The sequence below is a fragment of the Bacillus sp. S3 genome (assembly GCF_005154805.1).
GTDB lineage: Bacteria > Bacillota > Bacilli > Bacillales > Cytobacillaceae > Neobacillus.
The window spans coordinates 4,687,558-4,709,576 of sequence record NZ_CP039727.1 but is presented as its reverse complement, the minus strand read 5'-3'; the positions used below and the strand labels follow the sequence as shown (position 1 = coordinate 4,709,576).

Here is a 22,019-nt window from a genome sequence, read left to right as displayed (position 1 = left end):
ATTAATGGAGGGCGGTTTATGGAGAAAGGTAACCAGGTGAAACTTACATCAGCGGAGATTACAGCTCTTTGGACATCGTATATCAATGATCGTGCGATTTCATGTAAGTTTACATACTTCTTAGCTAAAGTGGAGGATGAAGAGGTCAGGCCTCTAATGCAAAAGGCTCTTGAAATTGCTCAAGGGAATTTAACGACTTTAACTGAAATTTTCAACAAAGAAAATTATCCTATTCCCTGTGGATTTAAACTAAATGAGGACGTAGATGCATTCGCACCGAGGCTATATTCAGACTCCTATATGTTAGATTACCTCCATCAAGCATCACAAATTGCCCTGCAAGGTTACAGTATCAATCTGTCCATATCCGTCAGGGCAGATATCTATAGTTATTTTAATGAGTGTATTTCACAATTGACTTCATTTATGAGAGAGGTTAAGGAGCTGCTATTATCTAAAGGCTTATATCTTCGGTCCCCGTACATACCTATACCCGAGGATATTGATTTTGTTAAAAGGCCAAGTTTCCTTAGAGGTTTTCTGGGTGAAAAAAGACCTTTAGTTGGTACTGAAATTACAAATCTTTTTGTTAATTTTCAAAGAAATGCTTTTGGGGTTGCTACTCTCATAGGATTTAGTCAAGTGGCCCAATCAAAAGAAGTGAAAGAGTTTTTAGAAAGAGGAGTGGAAATTGCTAAAAAGCAATGTGAAATTTTCCGTTCTATTCTGAAGGAAGACAACCTTCCAGTTTCAATGCCATGGGACCCGGGTGTAACAAAGTCAACCGCTTTTACCTTTTCGGATAAACTGATGATGTTTTATACGACATCCCTCATTGCCCTGAGTATTGGCTTTTATGGAACAAGTATGGCCATGAGCCCAAGGCGGGATATCGGTCTTCATTATGTCAGACTTACTGCCGAAATTGCCGCGTTTGCAGAGGATGGAGCGAACATCATGATTAAACACGGATGGTTAGAACAGCCTCCGATGGCACCGGAGAGGTAGGGGCTATCAGGAATCAGGCTCCGTCGGAAAATTGGGTGTTTGCGAAATAAAAGATGTATCTAGAGTTATTCTACTTGGGGGTTTGAGTGGATTTTGGGACTTAACCTCGAAGTAGAACCCGTCTACTTGGACGTTTGAGTGAATATTAGGTACGAACGTCGAAGTAGAACCCGTCTACTTGGACGTTTGAGTGAGTATTAGGTACGAACGTCGAAGTAGAACCCGTCTACTTTGATGTTAGAGTGAATTTTAGGAACGAATGTCGAAGTAGAACCGGTCTACTTGGATGTTAGAGTGAATTTTAGGCACGAATGTCGAAGTAGAACCCGTCTACTTGGACGTTTGAGTGAATTTTTAGTCCAAACCCCGATGTAGAAAAGGTCTACGCGGGGTTTCACGAATTTTTAAGCTCAAACCCCGATGTAGAAACGGTCTACGCAGGAGTTTGGCGAATTTTTAAGCTCAAACCCCGATGTAGAAGCGGTCTACGTAGGGGTTTCATGATTTTTCAAACCCAAACCCCGATATAGAATTACTCTACGACCCATTTCCCTCCGATTGCAGCATAGTTCATGAAAATGGAGCTACCATAACCGCCCCCTGGCTTCATGCGCATTAAAAAAGACTCCTCATTAAAAGGAGTCTTTCCATTATAGGATCGATTCTTTGTGTTGCTCAAGATAGTGGTCATACATTTCTAACTTCTCCAGAATGCTGTGCTTGTACGCTAATAACGCTTTGTTGACGACGTGGTTATGATGGTCGTAACTTAGCTCCTTCTCACACTCATCCAGTTCCTTGCTTTTCACTAATGTAAGCTCATTAAAAATACTTCCTAATTCTCTCCCCATTTTAGCCCGCTCCTTTTGCAAACCTATAAAACTATTTCTATAGCCCTAGTATGGACAAATTTTTCATAGATTATACGTGGGAGGCAGGCATGCCCTGGGTTTTTAGAGGTATTGGGAATGAACGGTTTCTACTTTTTTATAGGGGAAAATTGTATGGAATTGCCACCATAGTTTCGCCTGCACATGTTTCATCACTATTATTAAGGTTATTACTATAGATAACGAAAAAATTTGAAATAATGGAGTAATGGGTGATGACGGATGAAGATTGCCATAATCAAACAAGTATTAAAATCCAATAGTGCTGCTTTTATCCTTTCTTCCTTGTCCATTTTATGTATAAACTGGCTCATCAAATGGGCGTCTGTTTCTTTTACGAAAAGGAATGGCACTTTGGGGAATCATTTTCTGCCGATTCTAACATCGATTACCAATTGGATGACGATCTATGGGTTGATTCTCGTCTTTTTATATTGTTTTTATGATACCAAATGGCTGTTTACGAGGCTGTATTCACAAAATGGGGTCGGGGTTACTCCCTTTCTGTTGATTGTATCCTTTATGATTGTCACATTGGCACACCATTTCATTAAACTTGTGATCACGTATGTGCTGTCACCGCTTTATCAGCATTATCAGTTGGATAAAGGGCGCGCCTATACGGTCAACCAAATGATTTATTATACGGTCATGATAGCCGCCTTGGCGGTCAGTCTTACAAGTGTCGGACTTGATTTTACCGCGGTCGGTGCCATACTGGGTGTACTTGGAATTGGAATCGGTTTTGGGATGCGAAATATCGCGGGTAACTTTGTTTCGGGGATTATTATGTTATTTGAAAGACCCTTTGAGGTGGGGGATACAATTGAAATGGACGATAAAATCGGCCGGGTTGAGGAAATTCGGCTGCGTTCCACGATCGTTCGAACAGTAAAGGAAGGCGTCTTAATTGTTCCGAACCAAACCTTTATTGAGCAAGTAATTAAAAACCGCTCGGATGCGGAAATGATGGCTGCGGTTAATGTAAGCGTAGTGTATGGTACGGATCCAGATAAAGTGGTTCAATTACTTCAGGAGGCAATAGAGCAAATTAAGCCATTCTCGAGGGGGGTCTTGCCAAAACCGGAACCGGAGATCCGCTTCATTAACTTCCTCGTCAATGGCATGGAATTTTTTATTGAAATCCCGGTATTAAATTTTGAAATAAAAGAGCAGGTGGAAAGCCATCTGCGTCATGCCATTATGAAAATCTTTTTGAACCATAACATTCTGCTTGCCTCTCCGGCTAGTCCCCCTGCACCCAGCCGGCCTGAAAAATCTGTTTAAAAAAAGAACTCCAGGGAGCAGTTATGAAAGGTGACAACCAAGAAAGAAGCATATAAACTGTTAAGAGAGTATTCAATAATAACAATAAAGCAAGGGCCCCAGTACTCTTGCTTCCTTCTATATATTTAGAAGGGGGGGCCTTGCTTTTTTCACATGGAGGTTAATTATGTACAACAATGAGCCGATTTTTTTACAACCTGTGTTACAGGAGAGGATTTGGGGCGGGCAGAAGCTAAGCACTGAGTTCCATTATGAGATTCCGAGCGATAAGACCGGTGAGGCATGGGTGATTTCTGCGCATCCGCATGGTCCAAGCATGATTACCAATGGTCCGCTTGCGGGAAAAACATTAGCCGATGCCTGGAATGAACATAAGGAGCTTTTTAATAAAAAGGCTGACGAACAAGGAGAGTATCCATTACTTGTGAAAATTTTGGATGCAGCTGATGATTTATCCGTTCAAGTTCACCCAAATGATCAATTTGCCCGTGAAGTCGAAGGTGTTCCTTATGGAAAAACCGAATGCTGGTACGTGCTAAGCGCCGAAGAAGGAGCAGAGCTTGTGTTAGGTCATTATGCCCAGACTGAAGAGGATTTGGCGGAGATGATTGATCAAGGTCAATGGGACAAGCTTTTAAGACGCGTTAAAGTGAAGGCGGGCGATTTTGTCTATGTTCCAAGCGGTACGATTCATGCGATTGGAAAAGGGATTGTGATTCTTGAAACGCAGCAAAGTTCTGATATTACCTACCGTGTGTATGACTATGACCGGAAAGACGCAGCCGGCAATACACGCGAATTACATCTTGAACGATCTAAACAGGTGACAACCGTGCCGCATCAGGACGCCGCAGTTGAGCAGACTGAAAAGGTTACTGGTGGTTTAGCTGAAAAGAAATTGGTTGAGGAGCAGTATTTTACTGTATATCATTGGCAATTGAATGGACAGGCTGATTGTGAAATGAACGCAGATTACTTGCAGGTAAGCGTCATTGAAGGACAAACTGTTCTAATCATGGATGGACAATCTTTTGAGCTGAAGAAGGGTACCCATTTTATCCTGCCGCAGGGTGTTCGGGAGTTTAAGTTAGAAGGTAATGCTGAGTTTATTGTTTCGCATGAATAACAATTAGAAAAGACCCTAGGCAGCTAGGGTCTTTTTTGAAAGATAAGAAAGATAAAGTTCAACTTCGAGAAATGTCCAGCTCCATCACCCTAGCGGCTAGTGTCCTTCGCTCTCCGCCCTACGATAAGTCAACATCGATTCGCCTCTGGCTCATCGTGTTTCCTTTATCTCAGTTGGAGCGCTCCACAAGGAACGCTTCGGCAGCATAGGCATCGCACGAAGGAAAAGTGTTAGCTTTTCCGAGGAGGCAATACGCCACTGACCAGGGCGCTTGCGCTTTTCTTGATGTCACGTACCTTTACCCATATGTTTAGGAGCTGGAGAACACTCCCCTTGTTTCATTACCCCTGAGTTTCCTGCCTACTTCAGGGCCGCTATTTCATTTTTCAATTCCTCGATTATGCTTAGAAGCTCTTCAGCATATTCTTGGGATATCTTTTTACCGGATTGCGCCTTAACTTGGTTTCCAAGAGCATGTAACCCATCAATTACTTTCTGTTTATCGGCTTGATGTTTCTGGATATGATCCACTTTGGCAAGCAAACTGTTTACTATCCCGTGATTTGTAATCAAGCCTTGCTCATAAGCTGTTTTTATGTCCTCATCTATGCTGTTTATTCCTGTTTCAATAAATGTTTCTTTTCGTACAAGGCCTGTTATCGCTTTTGCCAGGTTTTCACTTGCTGCATTTACTTCATCCTGGGTTGCTTTCTCGTCGGCTAGAACCTCATTCGCCTTTTCTAAAGCAAGAACAAATAAATCCCAGCTTTTAACTGTATAGTCGGACTCTATTTTCTCATTTGCCTCTGCTGCTGTCTTTTCTAAGATTGATTTTTCTACTTTTGGCTTTTCGTATTTCGGTGGTAATGCAACATCTCCCTCTAGTCCCATCACTTCAAACTCATAAATACGAGCGGCCCTATCGTCCCCTTGGGTTGGCTTGTCAACCATTAGGCGAACATACCGGCCTTTTGTAGCAGGGACTTGATCCTTGGTAATCCCGCTCTTATTGCCAGTAACTTTGACTAACTCTTTGAAATTTACACCATCTTCACTGATTAGGACACGGTATGCGGAAGTATTACTGCCTGATGGCTCGCCGCCTTCTTCAGCGTGCTTCATCACAATCTCACTGACTAAATTCATTCCTCCTAAATCAACCGTTAACTGGTGTGTCCCAGAACCATTACCACACCATTTTGTATTCAATTTCCCGTCAACGGCATATTGAGGCCGTTCCGATGGAGCGCAGGAACTAGAAGCTGCAGCGGATTTACCAAGGGCGAGATTGGTTGTATCCTTATTAGCAAGATTGGAAACGGTAATTACATTTTCTTTTATCACTTCATCTTGTCCAAGAGGGTTTTTCCCCACAAGCTTAACGGTATACAGTCCCTCTTGTTCATAAACAACGGTTGGATTTGGTTCTATACTTTTCTCGACCTTCGCCCCTTCAAACGTCCATTCTATTTCTTCCGTTGTCATTGAACTCGTATTTTGAAACTTTATTTCTTCTCCCGGTGCAACGAAAGTTTTGGACACGTCAAAGGAAACTTTGGGTAATGGGTCGTATTCAAGGGCTTCCTTGATAAATGCTAGAGCCGTTTCTTCAGAGACTCTATTGCCACCATTAAGGGCAGGTAGGTTGGCTTCAATCTTTTTCTTTAATTCATTGTATTTCTCCGTCTCTGTATTTCTCTTAGCTAAAACCATTTCTAAAGCTAATTGATCGTTTTCTCCCAATAGTTTTAGTTTGTTTAAACTTGCTAAAGCTTCACTTAGGATCTCTGGCGGCAATTCTTCCTTTAACGTGTTTGCTGCTTGGACCATCTCGACAAACTCTTTCGTTAATAGATTGATTTCCTGTGTTGTATCTTGTCTTTTGGATAGTTTTGACCAAAATTGATCCATCGTCTTTCGTACATTGACAGCATCTCCACGTCCAATACTCCAAGAACCAGTCATACGTGATGAGTGATTAGCAAAAGTTTTCATCTCAGGGGCAAGATCATTAAATAGGAGTTCGATGGAACGATTCCATGAACGATCAGAATCATAGTTTGAAGTATTCCAAGAATAATCGGCTCCTGTTGCCAAGCTGATTTTAGAAAGATCTGCATGTTCCATGGGGTTCATGGTGAAAAAATCAAGTTTTCCTTCCAGGCGATTATCGATATTAACAATCGGACCAAGGGCGAGCTTAGATCTCAAATAATCGGAAACCGGATAATTCCACCAAACGCCAATTCGGTCCCCATATACTTCGCGCATAAATTCAACATTTTCTAACGGAAGTGCTTCCGAAACAACAGCCTGACCGGTCCACATGACCTTAACATCTTTATTAAGTGTCTCTGAGAACGCCTTCGTATAAGTGCTTAAATTACCGATTTCGCCCATTGCATGTGTATCATACTCTGTTGGAACGGTGATAAGCGGCGTCACATCTGTCTTTGTTTTAATAAATTCTTCGTTAAAACGATTTAATAGGTTTGCTTGTTTAGCCCCTTGTTTATTGCCAATATCATCAAACAGGATGGCAAAGCTGCGCACGCCCATGTCATAAAGCGATTCGCTTTTCGCCAGCAGTGCTTGAAAATCGTCTTCTCCGCTTTGACCATCAAAGCGAATATCGATACCTGGAGAAAGAGCAAACACAAAATCAACTTTGTTACTCTTTGCGGCAGTAATTAATTCTTCCATACGTTTCATCTCATTTTCCGGATAGGGCACACGCCATTTTTCCCGATGATAGGGATCGTCCTTAGGGGCATAGATGTACGTATTCAGTTTATAATCTCCATAGAACTCTATTTGATCCAGGCGGTCATTGTGGCTCCATGGTTTCCCATAAAAACCCTCAACGATCCCTCTGACGCTCATTGATGGTTCATCCGTAATCATTACATTATTCACTTCAATGGTGTTATCCTCTTTCTCAGCAAGCTGAAGGAGAGTTTTTACACCGTAAAAGGTGCCGTCCCCATCTTTTCCTTTGACAAAGATGGTGCCGCCTTTACTCATTTCATTTTCTTCCGAGTTAACCGCCAAGGTGTAACCTTCCGCTTTTAATTCTGTATCATTCGGCAGGCCGAGCTGTTTTTCCAAACCCTTTAGCTCTGGGTTGAGTTTATCTTCTTCCCCTAAAGCGATCGTGGTAGATTTGCTATCAAATTCTTCATTGATTTCAATCGTATTTGCTTTTAAAAATTCCGTTAAAATATGTAAGGCATCTTGGTCGGCAGCTTCTTCTCCGATAATATTTACACGGCTGCTTACTTGCAGGGACCCGTTTTTAATATCTACCTTCTGGGGCATTGGGACCAGCTTAGTGCTTATATTATTTACAGGGGGATCAGATATTGCATACACATCAGATTGATGTCCAATGGTTATGCTGCATGTCATTCCCAAGGACAAAAATGAGCAGGCTATTTTCTTCCACATAGTGAAAACTCCTTTTCCTCTTTTTTTAGGTGAATATTCCTATTTGTTAGAAATTATTTAACAGCGCCTCCACACCTCCTAAAATAAAAACTTGGTCACATACTCCATACGACATTCTACGCTGAAAATTAAAAAAGGCATGGGGTGACGAAAGGATATACATCCTTTCAATCTACCACCATGCCTAATCGAATTAGTAACATGTGACACAGTATGAAATTATGTATACGATAGCATAGCGATTTTGAGTAGTCAATTGATTTGGAAAATTGTGACTATTAACCTATATGCTTTCTACGATAAGTACATTGATGAGGTTGTTTTTGAATAATTACCTATTTTCTAAAAATAGTATTTTAGTCCCTATGCACCTTAAACCCTTTTGTCTATAATACGCGGTATAGGGTGAATTATCATTCGCATGTTACTGATATGATCAGGCAGGGCGACACTATGTTAGGGGGATTTCCTCCAGCATGGTGTTGTCCTGCTTTTTTTTTTTAGAAACCATGAGAGCGATTTTATTAAACATGTGGTTCATCCTTGAACGTTTTAAATCATAGAAGAAGAGGTGGAAATGTTGGTAAAAAGAAAAGCATTAAAGTCCGTTGTTACAGCTTGTTTGGTATCCGGGTTATTGGTTCCCCTGGATATTCCCTACATAGGCAAAGCAAAGGCAAGTGAAACCTACGAAATGACTGTATCTCCTATCCCGAAATCGGTAAAGCAAACAGACAAAGGCTTTCCATTGAATCCCAAAGTAGGATTGGTTACAGAAACAGGAACCGATCCCGCTGCGATTGCCGAATTGAAGCAGGCCCTGAAGAAAGCAGGCGTTACCAATGTTGTAGAGAGTGATATTAAGAACCCTAAGCTCCAGGCGCCTGTTATTATTTGGCTGGGGGAATTCTCCGACCCAGACGAGCTGCAAACCATTCAGCAGCACACTGGCATTAAGGATTTAGAAATGACAAAAGAGGAGGGGTATATTGTCGCCTCTAATCACGGCACGAAGGAGAAGAAACATATTGTTATTTCCGGACATGATGGGGCAGGAACGTATTACGGGACGCAAACCTTCGAACAAATCATTGTCGAACGGGAAGGAACGGATTGGATTCCTGAAGTGGAAATTAAGGACTGGCCTACGATGCCAATCAGGGGTTCCATTGAAGGCTTCTATGGGGATCCATGGTCACATGAGGATCGCTTACGTCAGTTAGAATTTTACGGCGAGCATAAGATGAACAGCTATATTTATGCCCCCAAGGATGACCTATACCATCGGGAAAAATGGAGGGAACCGTATCCTGCAGATAAACTAGCTGAGCTTGCAGAACTCATCAAAACAGCGCAGGAAAACCATGTTACTTTTACGTTTGCCATTTCTCCGGGGAATACGATTACCTATTCCAGTGAGGCAGATCTAAATGCCTTGGTCAATAAGGCTCAAGCTATGTGGGATCTTGGAGTTAGATCGTTTGCCTTATTCCTCGACGATATTGACCCGAACCTCCGAGCCCCGGAAGACAAGGCAAAGTTTGGCAGCGATCCAAACCCTTCGGCAGCGGCACAGGCGTATCTATTAAATCGCTTTACAGAAGAATTTATCAATACCCATGAGGGGGCCGAGCGGTTGATCACGGTTCCGACGGATTATACAGGAAACGGGCCATCTCCTTACCGTGTCCGGTTTGCCGAATTACTCGACAAGGATACAGTTGTTATGTGGACTGGCCAAAAGGTAGTCTCCGAACAGGTCACTGCCGAAGAAGCTGAGGAGGTTCACGGAGTATTTAAACACGATATGTTATTATGGGACAATTATCCAGTAAATGATTATGACCGGAATAGCTTGTTCCTTGGTCCCGTTGTTGGCCGGGATGCTGATTTATCCGAGTATGGAGTCTTAGGACTATTAGCGAACCCAATGAATGAAGCAGAGGCTTCTAAGCTTCCGTTGTTCACGGTTGCCGACTATACGTGGAACCCGGAAGCCTATGACCCGGCTGATTCATGGAAACGCAGTATTCAAGCATTTGGCGGACAAGGTGCTGAAACGCTAAAAACCGTTGCCGAGAATATGTATTCTTCACCGATTAATACCGCGGAATCTCTTACCTTAACGCCCTTGATTGATGCGTTCTGGAAGGCCTATGCGGCCGGTGATGAGGGTCAAGCCGCAGACCAGTTAATCGCTGAATTCAAAAAGTTCCAACAGGCACCTGCTAAACTTCAGCAGGAAATGGATAATAAAAAGTTCCTTCAGGAAATGGAGCCTTATTTAGAAAAATTAAGCATCTATGGTAAGGCGGGGGAAACAGCCGTTCAATATGTGATGGCACAGAAAAAGGGCCAAACCGACCAGGCTGCTGCCTATCGGAACCAGTTGATTTCCTTGTTCAACCAATCTGAACAGATTCCGCAAAAGGTTGGACAAGGTGTCATCAAACCATTTTTAATTAAGAGTGCCTTGGTGGTACCGCCATTGGAACTTACGTTGCAGCCCGTTATTGAGCAGTTTTGGCAAGCGTATGATGGTGAGGGCGGCAGCCAAGAAGCCAAGCAGTTAATCGCTGAATTTAATAGACTGCAGCAAATTCCAGAAACCATTCGCAAAGACATTGATAATGAAGCATTTTTAACCGCCATTGATCCTTACCTGCGGAACCTTACTGTCTATGGGGAAGCAGGAGAGGTTGCGGTCCAGTATCTGATGGCACAGAAAGCTGGCCAGACTGATGAGGCCAATTCTTATAAAGATCGTTTAAAAACAGCCATGATGCAGGCGTATCAGCTTCCACAGGAAATTGGCAAAGAGGTTATTAAGCCGTTCTTAATCAAAAGCATGTGGAGAGACCTTGATGTGGTCGACTATCGAATGTTAGATGGGGTGAATAAATCTCGTGGAGCCGGTCAGTTGATTCAGTACACGCCGGCATATGGAGAGACAACCCGAACAAACCCATGGGGATATGAAATCACGGTAGCCGATGGGAAAGTTGTGAAAAGAGGGGGGAATAATTCTACCATCCCGAAAAACGGATATGTTCTAAGCATTCATGCAAATGACTGGCTGCGAGACAATACTACCATCGGCACGACCATGCAAATCGAAAACGGTGTCGTTCTGGTAATATCCCCGGAAAAGACAAACTAGCAACCAAGTTCATTCATGAATAACAAGCCAAAAAAGGCCCTAGGAAACTAGGGTCTTAAGCAGGTTAAATGAGCAAAGTGTGGACCACTGGCAGTTGAACGGATAGGTTAATAGTAATAGGAAGAAGACCCTAGGAAACTAGGGTCCTTTTGGTGTCAGGCACCTTTTCAATTAGAAACATAAGGATTGTCTCATGCTCCCTAAAGTGGAAATTTCAATGAATAAATTATAGAAATAGTGGAAAAACCTTATCACATGTTTCTAGTTCATTGACGGAGATTACGGGCCGGAATATTGTAGGAGGAAAGCAGATTGGTAGAATATTTTGGAAAATGAGAGCGCTATCTAAAAATTGGGGTGGCATGGGTATAAAGAAGGAAGCTCGCTCTAAAAAAGCTTCAATATAAAAATATTAAAGGTGGGGAGATGGAAAATGATTGATTTGAAAAAGAACCATTTGTTGATGGCTGCCTTTTTCGGCTTGTGTTTCATCCTGTTATGGCCAAATGCAAGTCTCGCTAAACAGCCGGAATCATCTTACTGGTATCCTGAACAACTATTAAACTGGACGCCGGAGAAGGATCCTAATGCTGTGTTTAACCGCAGCCAGATCCCATTAGCTAAACGGGAAGAGTTATACAAGGTCAATGACCACGCACAATCTGATGCGAAAGTAGTAGCTTTGTCTGCCTTAAACCCTACTACGAGCGGGGTGCCTTCTCAAGGTGGGAAGGATTTTTATGCCAATACCTTTAGTTATTGGCAGTACGTTGATCTTATGGTGTATTGGGCAGGCTCTGCCGGTGAAGGTATTATTGTGCCGCCTAGTGCGGACGTCATTGACGCTGCCCATAAAAATGGCGTACCGATTTTAGGAAACGTTTTCTTCCCTCCGACTGTTTATGGCGGGAAGGCAGAATGGGTCAACCAAATGCTGACCCAGCGGGAGGATGGAACCTTCCCAGCAGCGGACAAATTGCTTGAAGCGGCAAACTATTATGGGTTTGACGGCTGGTTCATAAACCAGGAAACCGAAGGCGGGAACGTCCAGACTGCTATAAAAATGCAGGAATTCCTTGTGTATCTTCAAAAACATAAACCGCAAGATATGCAAATCATGTGGTACGATTCGATGACGAAGGATGGCCGAATTAATTGGCAAAATGCGTTAACGGATAAAAATAGCAGTTTTTTACAGGACGGCAACAAGCGTGTTTCTGACAGCATGTTTTTAAACTTCTGGTGGCGCGATCAGCAATCTTCCGCGGCTAAGGCGCAGGAACTCGGCAGAAGCCCGTATGACTTGTTTACCGGGATTGATGTGGAAGCGAATGGAACAAACACAACTATTCCTTGGCAGGGAATCTTCCCTGAGGGCAAAGCACCCCTAACTTCTTTAGGAATTTATCGTCCGGACTGGGCTTTCAAAACAGCGGAAACCATGGAACAGTTTTACCAGAAGGAAAATGAATTCTGGGTTGGCAAGTCTGGAAATCCTGCGTCCACCAATGAGAACGGTACGTGGAAAGGAATGGCCCATTATTTCACGGCCAAAACGGCTGTCGAGGAACTTCCTTTTGTCACTCATTTTAATACCGGCAGCGGTAAGTTCTTTGCAGTAGATGGACAGACGGTAAGCGAACAGTCATGGAATAACCGCAGCCTGCAGGATCTTCTGCCGACCTGGCGCTGGCTGAAAGAGGGCGGACAGGCGGTTGACGTTGATTTTGATTGGGAAACTTCTTATTACGGCGGAAGCTCCTTAAAGCTTTCAGGTGCGATTGATGCAAACAATCCAACACAGATTAAGCTTTATAAAACCAACCTGCCGATTCAAAAGGATACGGAAATCGCCCTGACTTATAAAACAGATTTGAAAAAGCCAAACATGAAGCTTGGGGTCAGCTTCACCGACAATCCTGACCAATTTGTCTTTTTCGATGTGAAAAAGCAAAGTCATCAGCAATGGATGACCGATTCGTTTAAATTGAAAAAATACAGTGATAAAAACATCGCAGCCATCTCGCTTTTAGTGGAAAGTGACAGCGGGGTGAAGGACTTTACGACAAATATTGGTGAAATCAAGGTTTATAACAAACAAGAGAAGCACAACCGGGTCCAAGCACCAAAGCAAGGTAAGGTAAGTAATACTGAGTTTAACAAAGGAATCTATGCGGATGTGGCTCTTGCTTGGGAGCCGTCTAATTCCGATGTAAGCCACTATGAAATTTACCGGACGCTGCCAAACCACGAAAAAGAGTTTGTCGGTGCCACACCTAATCATGTGTATTACCTTTCCAAACTAAGACGAAACGGAAAGGAAAGCAGTACCGATTTGGAAATTGTTGCTGTGAACAAAGAGTTTAAACGAAGCGAGCCTGCAGCTGTAACGTTCGACTGGCCGTCCTATCCAAAGCCTAAAGCGGATTTCCGAGCAGATCAAACGGTAGCAGCACCTGGGGATAAGATCCAATTTTTCGATACTTCCTCTGAGGTAACAGAAGCAGTGGAATGGCATTTTGAAGGCGGTACACCGTCTGTGAGCAATGAGAAAAACCCGGTTGTCACCTATGAAAAAGAAGGCGTCTACCCTGTTACCTTGATTGCGAAAAACAGTGAAGGTGAAAGTATTCTAACTAAAGAAGCGATGATTACCATTTCTGCAGCTGCCAAGGATATTAAAAATGTTGCGTTGAATAAGATGGCCATTGCGAGCGGACAATGTGCTCCGAGTGAAGCGGCACAATATGCTTTGGATGGAAACGTAAAAAGTAAATGGTGCGCCTTAGGGGATGCCCCTCATTGGCTAAAGGTTGATCTTGGCGGTCAATATTCGATTGCAAAATTCGTTATTCACCATGCTCAGGCCGGCGGGGAACCGGGTGCCTTTAATACCCAGGCATTCAGAATTGAAGTAAGTACGGACGGAGAAAACTGGACAGAGGCTATGAAAGTAACAGATAATTCAGCAGCTGTCTCAGAACATAGCATCACCTTAACCAATGCACGCTTTATCCGGTTATGGACGGACAAGCCAACCCAAGGCGGCGACCAAGCTGCACGAATCTATGAATTTGAGGTTTATGGATTTCCAACAAAATAGAATTTGTGAAAGGGACAGGGTCGACCTGTCCCGGAGAGGAAGGATCGTATGTGGAGAAGTCGAAATAAGTTTTACAGCCGTTTGTTATCTGCTTCAGCTGCCTTCATGTTACTTAGTTCAATGGGGGCCACTGGAGCAAATGCCGAAGTGAATGGAGACGGAACAGATGTCGTGAACGAAAATTATGCGGAACACCTCAGTCTAAAGCCGCTGGCACCAGCTTTTAGAGTGGATACATTGCTGAAGTGGTCACCCGAAAATGATCCGGACGCCGAGTTAAACCGCGCCAGTGTTCCGTTGAATAAAGACCGCTTCAAAGGGGCCCAGGTGAATCCGCTTGCCAGTCCAAAGGCAGGTATAACGAATGCAGGAATTACCACTTGGAACCACGATGAAGCAAGTTCGGTCGGAAGCAATGAATTTAATGTATATGCCTTTGATAACTGGCAATTGCTAGATTCCTATATTTATTGGGCAGGAACGAATGAAGGGGTTTTTGCTATTCCAACACCGGATATCGTTGATGCAGCTCACCGCAATGGGGTTCCCGTCTATGCCACACTTGGTTTCCCGTGGGGCAGGTCAGCTGAAGGGGTTGCCGAAATCGAGAAGTTTACCAAGCAGGAGGCTGATGGAAGTTTCCCGGTGGCAGACAAAATGATTGAAATAGCAGAATACTACGGTTTTGATGGTTATTTCTTTAACCAAGAAACCTACGGAGTCAGCAAGGAAACGGCGGAACGCATGAATGAAATGATGCGCTATATCAAGCGGAATTCTAAACTGCAAGTAAGCTGGTACGATGCGCAAGATAATAATGGAGCGATTAACTATCAGGATTCCATCAACAGCAAGAATGATATGTATGTAAAACCTGCGGAAGATGGTGTATATGCCGTTGATGAGTTCTTTTTAAACTACAACTGGACAACCAGCAAAATTAACACAACGGTTGAGACCATGAATGGACATAAGCGCAGTCCTTTTGATGCCTATGCAGGTTTTGAACTCCAAGCCAATTCGTATAATACGAAAATTAATACGGATGCCCTGCTGGATGAGAACAAGCAGCCAAAGGTTTCCATCGCGCTCTATACACCAAACTCCACCATGGGATTGGCGAAGGACCCAGCTGACTTCCATGAGAAAGAGAAAACGTTGTGGACAGGCCCTCAGGGCGACCCAACTCTTGCCGATGATTCTGCCAATTGGAAAGGGATGGCGCGCTTTGTGACGGATGCGTCTGTCATTGAGGAAATGCCGTTTACCACCAATTTTAACAGCGGGCACGGAAAACAGTATTTTGTAAATGGAAAAACCGCCAGTGAGCTTGAGTGGAATAACCGCTCCATTCAGGACATCATGCCGACTTGGCGCTGGTGGACCCGCCATGAAGGAAGCCGAATCAACGTAGCTTATGATTTTGAAAAAGCCTATAACGGCGGCAACTCCCTGAAATTGAGCGGCACGCTTGATGCAGGTTCTGTCAATGACACCATGCTGTACAGCACGAAATTGGATGTAACCGATACGACAAAGGTTCGTGTCGTCTATCAAAATCCAACCGGAGCAGAGGTGTCGCTTGGTGTAGCATACGGTGAAGACTATGCACAAGATCAAATGAAATATTATCCATTAGCTAAGTCAGGGGATGGCTGGCAGACAGCAGTTGTCGATCTTGGAAAGGATGCTGGAAAAACAGCTTATGCGTTAAGCCTGAAAGTGAGCAATGCGGAAAAGATGGACAACTATTCGATCCATTTAGGTCAGCTGTCCGTTTATGATGCCAAGGCACCGGTTTTAACAAAGCCTGCAGATGTAAAGATTCTAGAAAAAATGCCTCGGACTGCATTTGAGGCGGAGGCCCGTCTAAGCTGGGCTGACAAAGATAATGACTTGTACTACGAGGTATACCAAGAGAATGCAGATGGAATGGATACACTTTTAGGAGTAACACCGAATAATTATTTCTACACGCCTAATATTACCCGGACCGTGGAAAACGCATCAAGTGATAACATGACCACTTTGAAGGTTGTTCCGGTTAATCGCGATTATGTGCGCGGCGAGGCAGCTGAAATTGCCTTTGACTGGGGGATGGGAACAGATGCAACAGAGGTTGAGAGCAATCCGACTTCAGCGAACGTGGCTCTAAATGCAAAGGTTACAGGTGTATCAGCAGAAAATGCTGCCGAGCCTGCAGTTAAAGCTTTAGACGGCACGGCTATTGGTAACAGTAAATGGTGTGCGGTCAATGCCAAAACTGGGTACATGACAATTGATATCGGTGAGAAGAAAACCATCCGCCGCTGGCGCGTGGAACATGCCGAATATGGCGGGGAAGCCAGCAACATGAATACCGTTGATTTTGAACTGTTTTACAAGAATGATAATGGCGAGTGGGTCAGCGCCAAAAAGATTACGGGTAACACGAAAGCGGTAACGGATATCGTCTTAGACCAGCCGGTGACCGCAAAAGAATTCAAACTGCAAATTTACAATAGCGGAACCTCTCCATGGGGTGCGATCCGGATTTATGAATGGCAGATGTTTGAAAGTGCGGCTCTCCCACGAACAGAAAATAGCATGATGCATTTTGTGAAGGCAGAAAATAATGCCGGAGCAAACGATCAGGTTACACTTGAAAGAGTGAAGAAAGGTCAGACAGTACGCTTATATAAATCGTTGGATGCGGATGCTGCTCTGGCAGAGAAGACAGTTGAAACGGATGGAACTATCACATTCGATCAGTTAGACTTTGGCAGCACGGAAGCGGGAAGAATCTATTATACGGTTCAAACCGAAGGTGAAAGAGAAAGCCTAAGATACAGCGTGGCCTATTTGAACGAAAAGGTAACCGAGGTCATTCATCAAATCAACAATCTGCCAGATGTTAACGATTTGACGCTTGACGATAAACACATCGTCAACGATTGTAAAGTAGCCTACAATAAGCTCCATCCAACACTAAGAAAGCAAGTCACAAACTATGACCGACTCGTTCAGGCCATGGAAAAGATCCAGCAATTGAAGAAGGAATCATAGGAGCGGTTTTCCTGTTTCATCCTCTCTTCAGAATTAACAAGTAAGGGGCTAGGTCTCCGCTGCTTTTATCCAGCGGTGGCCTAGCCCCTTTTTGGACCGATTTATTATTGTGCGACCATTGGTAAAATCTTTTCCTCCAGGTTAGCTGTAAATGGCTGCAGTCTTTTCTTTGCGGGCATTGTTTTCATCGTGCCTTCTAAGAGCGGGCGATCATAGTTTAAGCTTTGCTGGCGTAATGCCGTTGCTTTTTCAAAATGATCCCTTGAGCCTGCTTTGTTGTCTGCTTCAACAGCGAGAATCGTTTTAATATACTCAATATCCGCCAGAACCAGATCACGTAATGACTGGACAAAGGGTGCGAGCTCATTTTTTAACTTTTCATTTTTGGTTTTTGCCAAAAATCCATCTGCGGCATCGGCGATTTTTTGCAGTTCGGCCATGGCTTTGGGAGCCGCGTCTTTTAACGATTCACCATTATTTACTTTAGATGTGATGGAGTCTAGCAAAGGCTTAATCTCTTCACTCTCGGACAGTTTAAGACCATTCGGGTCAGCGTCTGACATATGTTTTGCGATAGTATAAAACTCTTCCGCTGCTTCAGGCTCGAAATATTTCATGCTGTCTTCCCAGCTTTTTTGCGCATGAAATGCCTCTGTGTTCCATGCATAATCACATACAGCGAAGATAGACAGCTTTGATGCTTCTGCTTCCTGCATGGGGTTTGTCACCACACCGGCTAGATGTTGAATCCCCGGCTGGAGCATTTCCCCTCTGCCTAAAAAGACGCGCGACATATCGACATCATTTACTGGCCAGTTAAGCCAGAATAATGGATCCCTTCTGTCAACACCGTCATTCTCTAAAGTTTTAAATGTATCGATGGTTGACTGGACAATCGGCCCGCAAGTCGTTGACCCAGTCCAGAAGATTTGGATGTTTTGATCGAATCCTTTTTCATAGGCATTCAACTCGGCAGGAATCCAAGCCCAGTCGGAATTGTAGCTTGCCGGACAGTACAAGGTATCATAGACATCGCCTTTTGCTATTGCCCATTCCGAAACTGAATGCATTAAGGCAACAACATAATCATGCGGCAGGCTGCCGACATCGTCGCCCAACACACCAAATTGCCGTACACCGACAGCATATAATTGTTCAAACTTGGCAAGCATCTTATCGGTATTTTCCTCAAGCTCAAGCATCGGGTCGCCGCCTGTTTGCGAGATTTTGGCTACCTCTGTTAATGGGGAAATCGTCCAAACGAAACGGGTTTTATTTTCATTTCCAACCTGCGCCATTTCTTTAATTTCCGCTAATTTTTCAGGCGGGTAAACTTCCGCCCATTTTTCCCTGTGATACGGGTCGTCCTTTGGTGCGAATACATAAGAGGTCGCTTTAAATTGGCCGGCAAAGCGTATAAGCGACATGCGGTCTTCGTTGCTCCAAGGAATGCCGTAGTACCCCTCAATAAACCCTCTGATTTTTGTATTGGCATAATCCTGAATGGTTACATTCCGGACGACTTTGTCAGCGGCTTGCGATAAAATGGCATGTAACGATAGGACACCATAGAAGCTGGCATCTGTGTCTTTTCCCAGAATCGTAATCACATTCTTTTGAATGTCTAGTTGATACGCATCAATTTTAGAAAAATCCATGCCATCAGCGTTTACTTCTTTTGCCGCATAGGTATCGACAGGGCCGTTTGAGCCTATTGTTCCTACTAAAATATTGATTTTGTCATCAGCGGGCGTGGTCCCTTCACTCGGAGCCGGGCAGCCATTTTGTTTCAACACGGTTTCCAGCTTTTTTCTCGTAACGGAATCAATGGTATCGTCGTAGATGACTTGGATCGCCATGTCAAATTTCAATGAACCTTCATGATAGGTGACTTGATGTGGTATAGGATAGATCTCATATTCGATTTGTGCTTTTTCTTCTGCAGATGCCGCAGCAGCTGTTGTTTCAGAAACAGTTGTATTAGTCATAAGTAAATCTCCTTTATCATCTGGTAACAAGAAACCAATTATTTTACTTGATTGGATAACGCTTACATTTATACGTTCCATCCGTTATGTTTATTTTATCGTTTGCGCTTTTCTTTTTAAATGGATTAATTTTATATACACTGAAATAACTTTATGACTTGTGGTGAATCTATTGCTGTTTATGACAGCTTTTTTTATTGTAAGAGTGGAAATACTTTATCATTCAATAATGACAGCGTTTTCGCATTTAAATAGTAAAAGGAGTGGAAGTCTCATGAAAAAGACAGCCCATATTATTTCCCATTCCCATTGGGACAGGGAATGGTACTTGCCTTTCGAAACACACCGCTATTATTTCATTCAGCTTATGAATAATCTTATTGAACAGTTCAAAAAGGACGGCAGCGGTTTTCAGTCGTTTCATCTAGATGGGCAGACGGTTCTGCTCGAGGATTATTTCGCTGTCCACCCGGAAAATCGAGAACTGGTTAAGCAATTAATAGAAGAGGAAAAACTTCATATCGGCCCTTGGTATGTACTGCAGGATGCTTTTTTAACAAGCTCGGAAGCGAATGTCCGCAACCTTTTGATTGGGTTGAATGATACGAAAGCCTATGGACATTTTTCAAAAATCGGCTATTTTCCGGATACATTCGGTATTTACGGGCAGGCCCCTCAGCTCTTAAAGCAGGCGGGAATCGATACGGCTGCCTTTGGCAGGGGAGTGAAGCCGACGGGCTTTAATAACACCGTATCAGATGTGCCTGATTATGAATCACCCTATTCCGAAATGATATGGAAATCACCGGATGGTTCAAGTGTTTTAGGAATTTTATTTGCTAACTGGTATTCCAATGGGAATGAAATCCCGGTGGATCAAGAGGAAGCGAAAGCGTTCTGGGATAAGAAACTCGAGGATGCTGAAAAATATGCTTCAACGAATCAATTATTGTTTATGAACGGCTGTGATCATCAGCCGCTGCAAAAGTCGATTCCACAGGCGATTGAAACAGCATCGGCTCTTTATCCTGATTATCAATTTAAGCATTCAAGTTTTAATGAATATACGGAAGAGTTAAAACAAGCTCTTCCTGAGGAGCTGCAGGTCATTGAAGGGGAATTGCGCAATCAGCGGACAGACGGCTGGTCCACCCTAGTCAATACGGCGTCAAGCCGGATTTATTTAAAGCAAATGAATCATCACTGTCAAACCCTTTTAGAGAAAAATGCTGAGCCGCTGGCGGCCATGAATTATTTAGCAGGCGGCAGCTACCCAAGGGAATATGTCCGCTTCATGTGGAAATCGCTCATGAAGAACCACCCGCATGACAGTATTTGCGGCTGCAGTGTAGATGAAGTTCACCGTGAAATGGTTACCCGTTTTGAAACGGTATCGCAAATGGGAGAGGTGTTTGTCAGGGAAAAAGCAGCTGAGCTGGCACAAACAGTTGATACTTCGCAGACACCTGAAGGCGGTATTCCACTCGTTATTATGAATACGACAGGCTGGGAGAAAAATGAAGTCATCACCCAAATAGTTGACTTGGAAAGAGTGTATTTTTCACAAATGCACTTCGAAGAAATTCCAGCCTACCTACAGGATAAGGAAACGCCAAGCTATATACTGGTTGATGGGGAAGGTAATATGGTAGACATGCAGCTAGAGGAACCTGCAGTCGAATTTGGCTACGATCTGCCGGATGATAAATTCCGTCAGCCGTATTTTGCCAAACGGGCAAAGGTTTCGTTCTTCGCGGAGGGCGTACCGTCATTTGGTTATAAAACCTTCTACCTTGTACAGGGTACCGAAGGAGTGCAGCAGGATGTACCTGCTTCCGATACCCAGTTCGAAATGGAAAATGAATATGTACATCTACAGTTTCATGAAGACGGCAGCTATGATCTCATGCAGAAGGAAACAGGGGAGTCGTTCCATCAGCTTGGCATTTATGAGGACACAGGAGATGTTGGAAACGAATATATGTACAAGGAAGCAGAGGGACATGCCCCAATTACGACAAAGGGTGTACCGGCAGAATTTACATGGTTAGAAAGAAGCACACTCAGAACCGTCCTGGAGTTTACACATACGTTATCGATCCCGGTTTCAGCGGACGATCGCTTAGCAATCGAACGCAATAAGCTTATTTGGCACAAAGAAAGAGCGTCAGGCAGATCGAACGAAATGACTGCGATTACCTTAAAAACGGTTGTTACCCTTGAAAAGGGAATGAAGGGTCCGGCATTTAAACTGACCATTGACAACCAAGCTACAGACCACCGTCTGCGTGTATTGTTCCCAACAGGTTTACAGACAGAAACACATCAAGCAGACAGTATTTTTGAAATAGTCACCCGCCCGAACACACCGGAAAAAGAGTGGGAGAATCCGAGCTTCTGCCATCACCAGCAGCGCTTTGCCAGCCTGGCGGATGAGAGAATGGGATTAACCGTAGCAACAGATGGTTTGCAAGAATATGAAATTATCCCGGAGAATGGCACCATTGCGGTTACCGTGCTTCGTGCGACAGCCGAGCTTGGGGACTGGGGCTACTTCCCGACACCGGAAGCACAATGCTTAGGGATGCAGACTGCAGAATGGCAAGTGCTGCCGCACGAGAAAGATGTCATTCAGTCACAAGCCTTTGTCGATGCCTATCAATACAAAGTTCCGCTCGTCGTTGTTCAGACGGACATCCATGAAGGGGCGTTCCCGGAGACACATCAATTTGTTCAATCCGAATCCAATGGACTTGTATGGACGTCCATGAGGGTAGCGGAAGAGCGAGATGATGTGATGGTTCGCTGGTTTAATCCGGCCGAAGAAAAGACTAATCTTCAGGCCAATATCCAGGACCATGAATCCTATAAAAGCAACATCCTAGAAAAACAGTCAGACAATGCCAAAGATTCATATGAAGTAGGAAAATACGAAATTATCACATTAGGTTTTCAAAAATAGAGA

The 22,019-nt window shown here is 43.7% G+C and carries 10 protein-coding genes; 7 read left to right on the top strand and 3 right to left on the bottom strand.

Annotation, left to right across the window (positions count from 1 at the left end):
* Window positions 1-18: 18 nt before the first annotated feature.
* On the top strand, window positions 19-1,008 hold the full coding sequence (locus tag FAY30_RS22525; RefSeq protein WP_149871972.1) for a DUF3231 family protein: 990 nt from the start codon (window positions 19-21) through the stop codon (window positions 1,006-1,008).
* Window positions 1,009-1,658: 650 nt separating this feature from the next.
* Here the strand turns inward: FAY30_RS22525 and FAY30_RS22520 are convergent.
* Entirely contained in the window at window positions 1,659-1,859 is a 201-nt protein-coding gene (locus FAY30_RS22520) for a hypothetical protein (RefSeq protein WP_149871971.1), read from the bottom strand.
* Window positions 1,860-2,120: 261 nt separating this feature from the next.
* Between FAY30_RS22520 and FAY30_RS22515 the strand changes: the two genes are divergently transcribed.
* Window positions 2,121-3,185 (top strand): mechanosensitive ion channel family protein, encoded by a 1,065-nt coding sequence (locus FAY30_RS22515; RefSeq protein WP_149871970.1) that lies wholly within the window; start codon window positions 2,121-2,123, stop codon window positions 3,183-3,185.
* Between the two features lie 166 nt (window positions 3,186-3,351).
* Entirely contained in the window at window positions 3,352-4,311 is a 960-nt protein-coding gene (gene manA / locus FAY30_RS22510) for a mannose-6-phosphate isomerase, class I (RefSeq protein ID WP_149871969.1), read from the top strand.
* 360 nt (window positions 4,312-4,671) lie between these two features.
* Here manA and FAY30_RS22505 read toward each other — a convergent pair whose 3' ends face one another.
* Window positions 4,672-7,758, bottom strand: a complete 3,087-nt coding sequence (locus FAY30_RS22505) for a beta-N-acetylglucosaminidase domain-containing protein (protein ID WP_149871968.1) — start codon at window positions 7,756-7,758, stop codon at window positions 4,672-4,674.
* 577 nt (window positions 7,759-8,335) lie between these two features.
* Here FAY30_RS22505 and FAY30_RS22500 point away from each other — a divergent pair.
* From FAY30_RS22500 to FAY30_RS22490, 3 genes are all read left to right on the top strand, one after another.
* The gene (locus FAY30_RS22500; protein ID WP_149871967.1) at window positions 8,336-10,918 is read left to right on the top strand and encodes a glycoside hydrolase family 84 protein; all 2,583 of its coding nucleotides are present in this window, start codon (window positions 8,336-8,338) and stop codon (window positions 10,916-10,918) included.
* 433 nt (window positions 10,919-11,351) lie between these two features.
* Window positions 11,352-14,021: an endo-beta-N-acetylglucosaminidase gene (locus FAY30_RS22495; RefSeq protein ID WP_223820821.1), complete on the top strand. Its 2,670-nt coding sequence runs from the start codon at window positions 11,352-11,354 to the stop codon at window positions 14,019-14,021.
* Window positions 14,022-14,069: 48 nt separating this feature from the next.
* A complete protein-coding gene (locus tag FAY30_RS22490) occupies window positions 14,070-17,066 on the top strand; it encodes an endo-beta-N-acetylglucosaminidase (RefSeq protein WP_149871966.1) in 2,997 nt (998 codons plus the stop codon).
* A 104-nt stretch (window positions 17,067-17,170) separates the two neighbouring features.
* Here the strand turns inward: FAY30_RS22490 and FAY30_RS22485 are convergent, their stop codons facing one another.
* Entirely contained in the window at window positions 17,171-19,054 is a 1,884-nt protein-coding gene (locus FAY30_RS22485; RefSeq protein WP_190284733.1) for a glycoside hydrolase family 84 protein, read from the bottom strand.
* A gap of 274 nt (window positions 19,055-19,328) precedes the next feature.
* On the opposite strand from FAY30_RS22485, the gene FAY30_RS22480 reads away from it, so the two are divergent.
* Entirely contained in the window at window positions 19,329-22,016 is a 2,688-nt protein-coding gene (locus FAY30_RS22480; protein ID WP_223820820.1) for an alpha-mannosidase, read from the top strand.
* Window positions 22,017-22,019 lie beyond the last annotated feature (3 nt).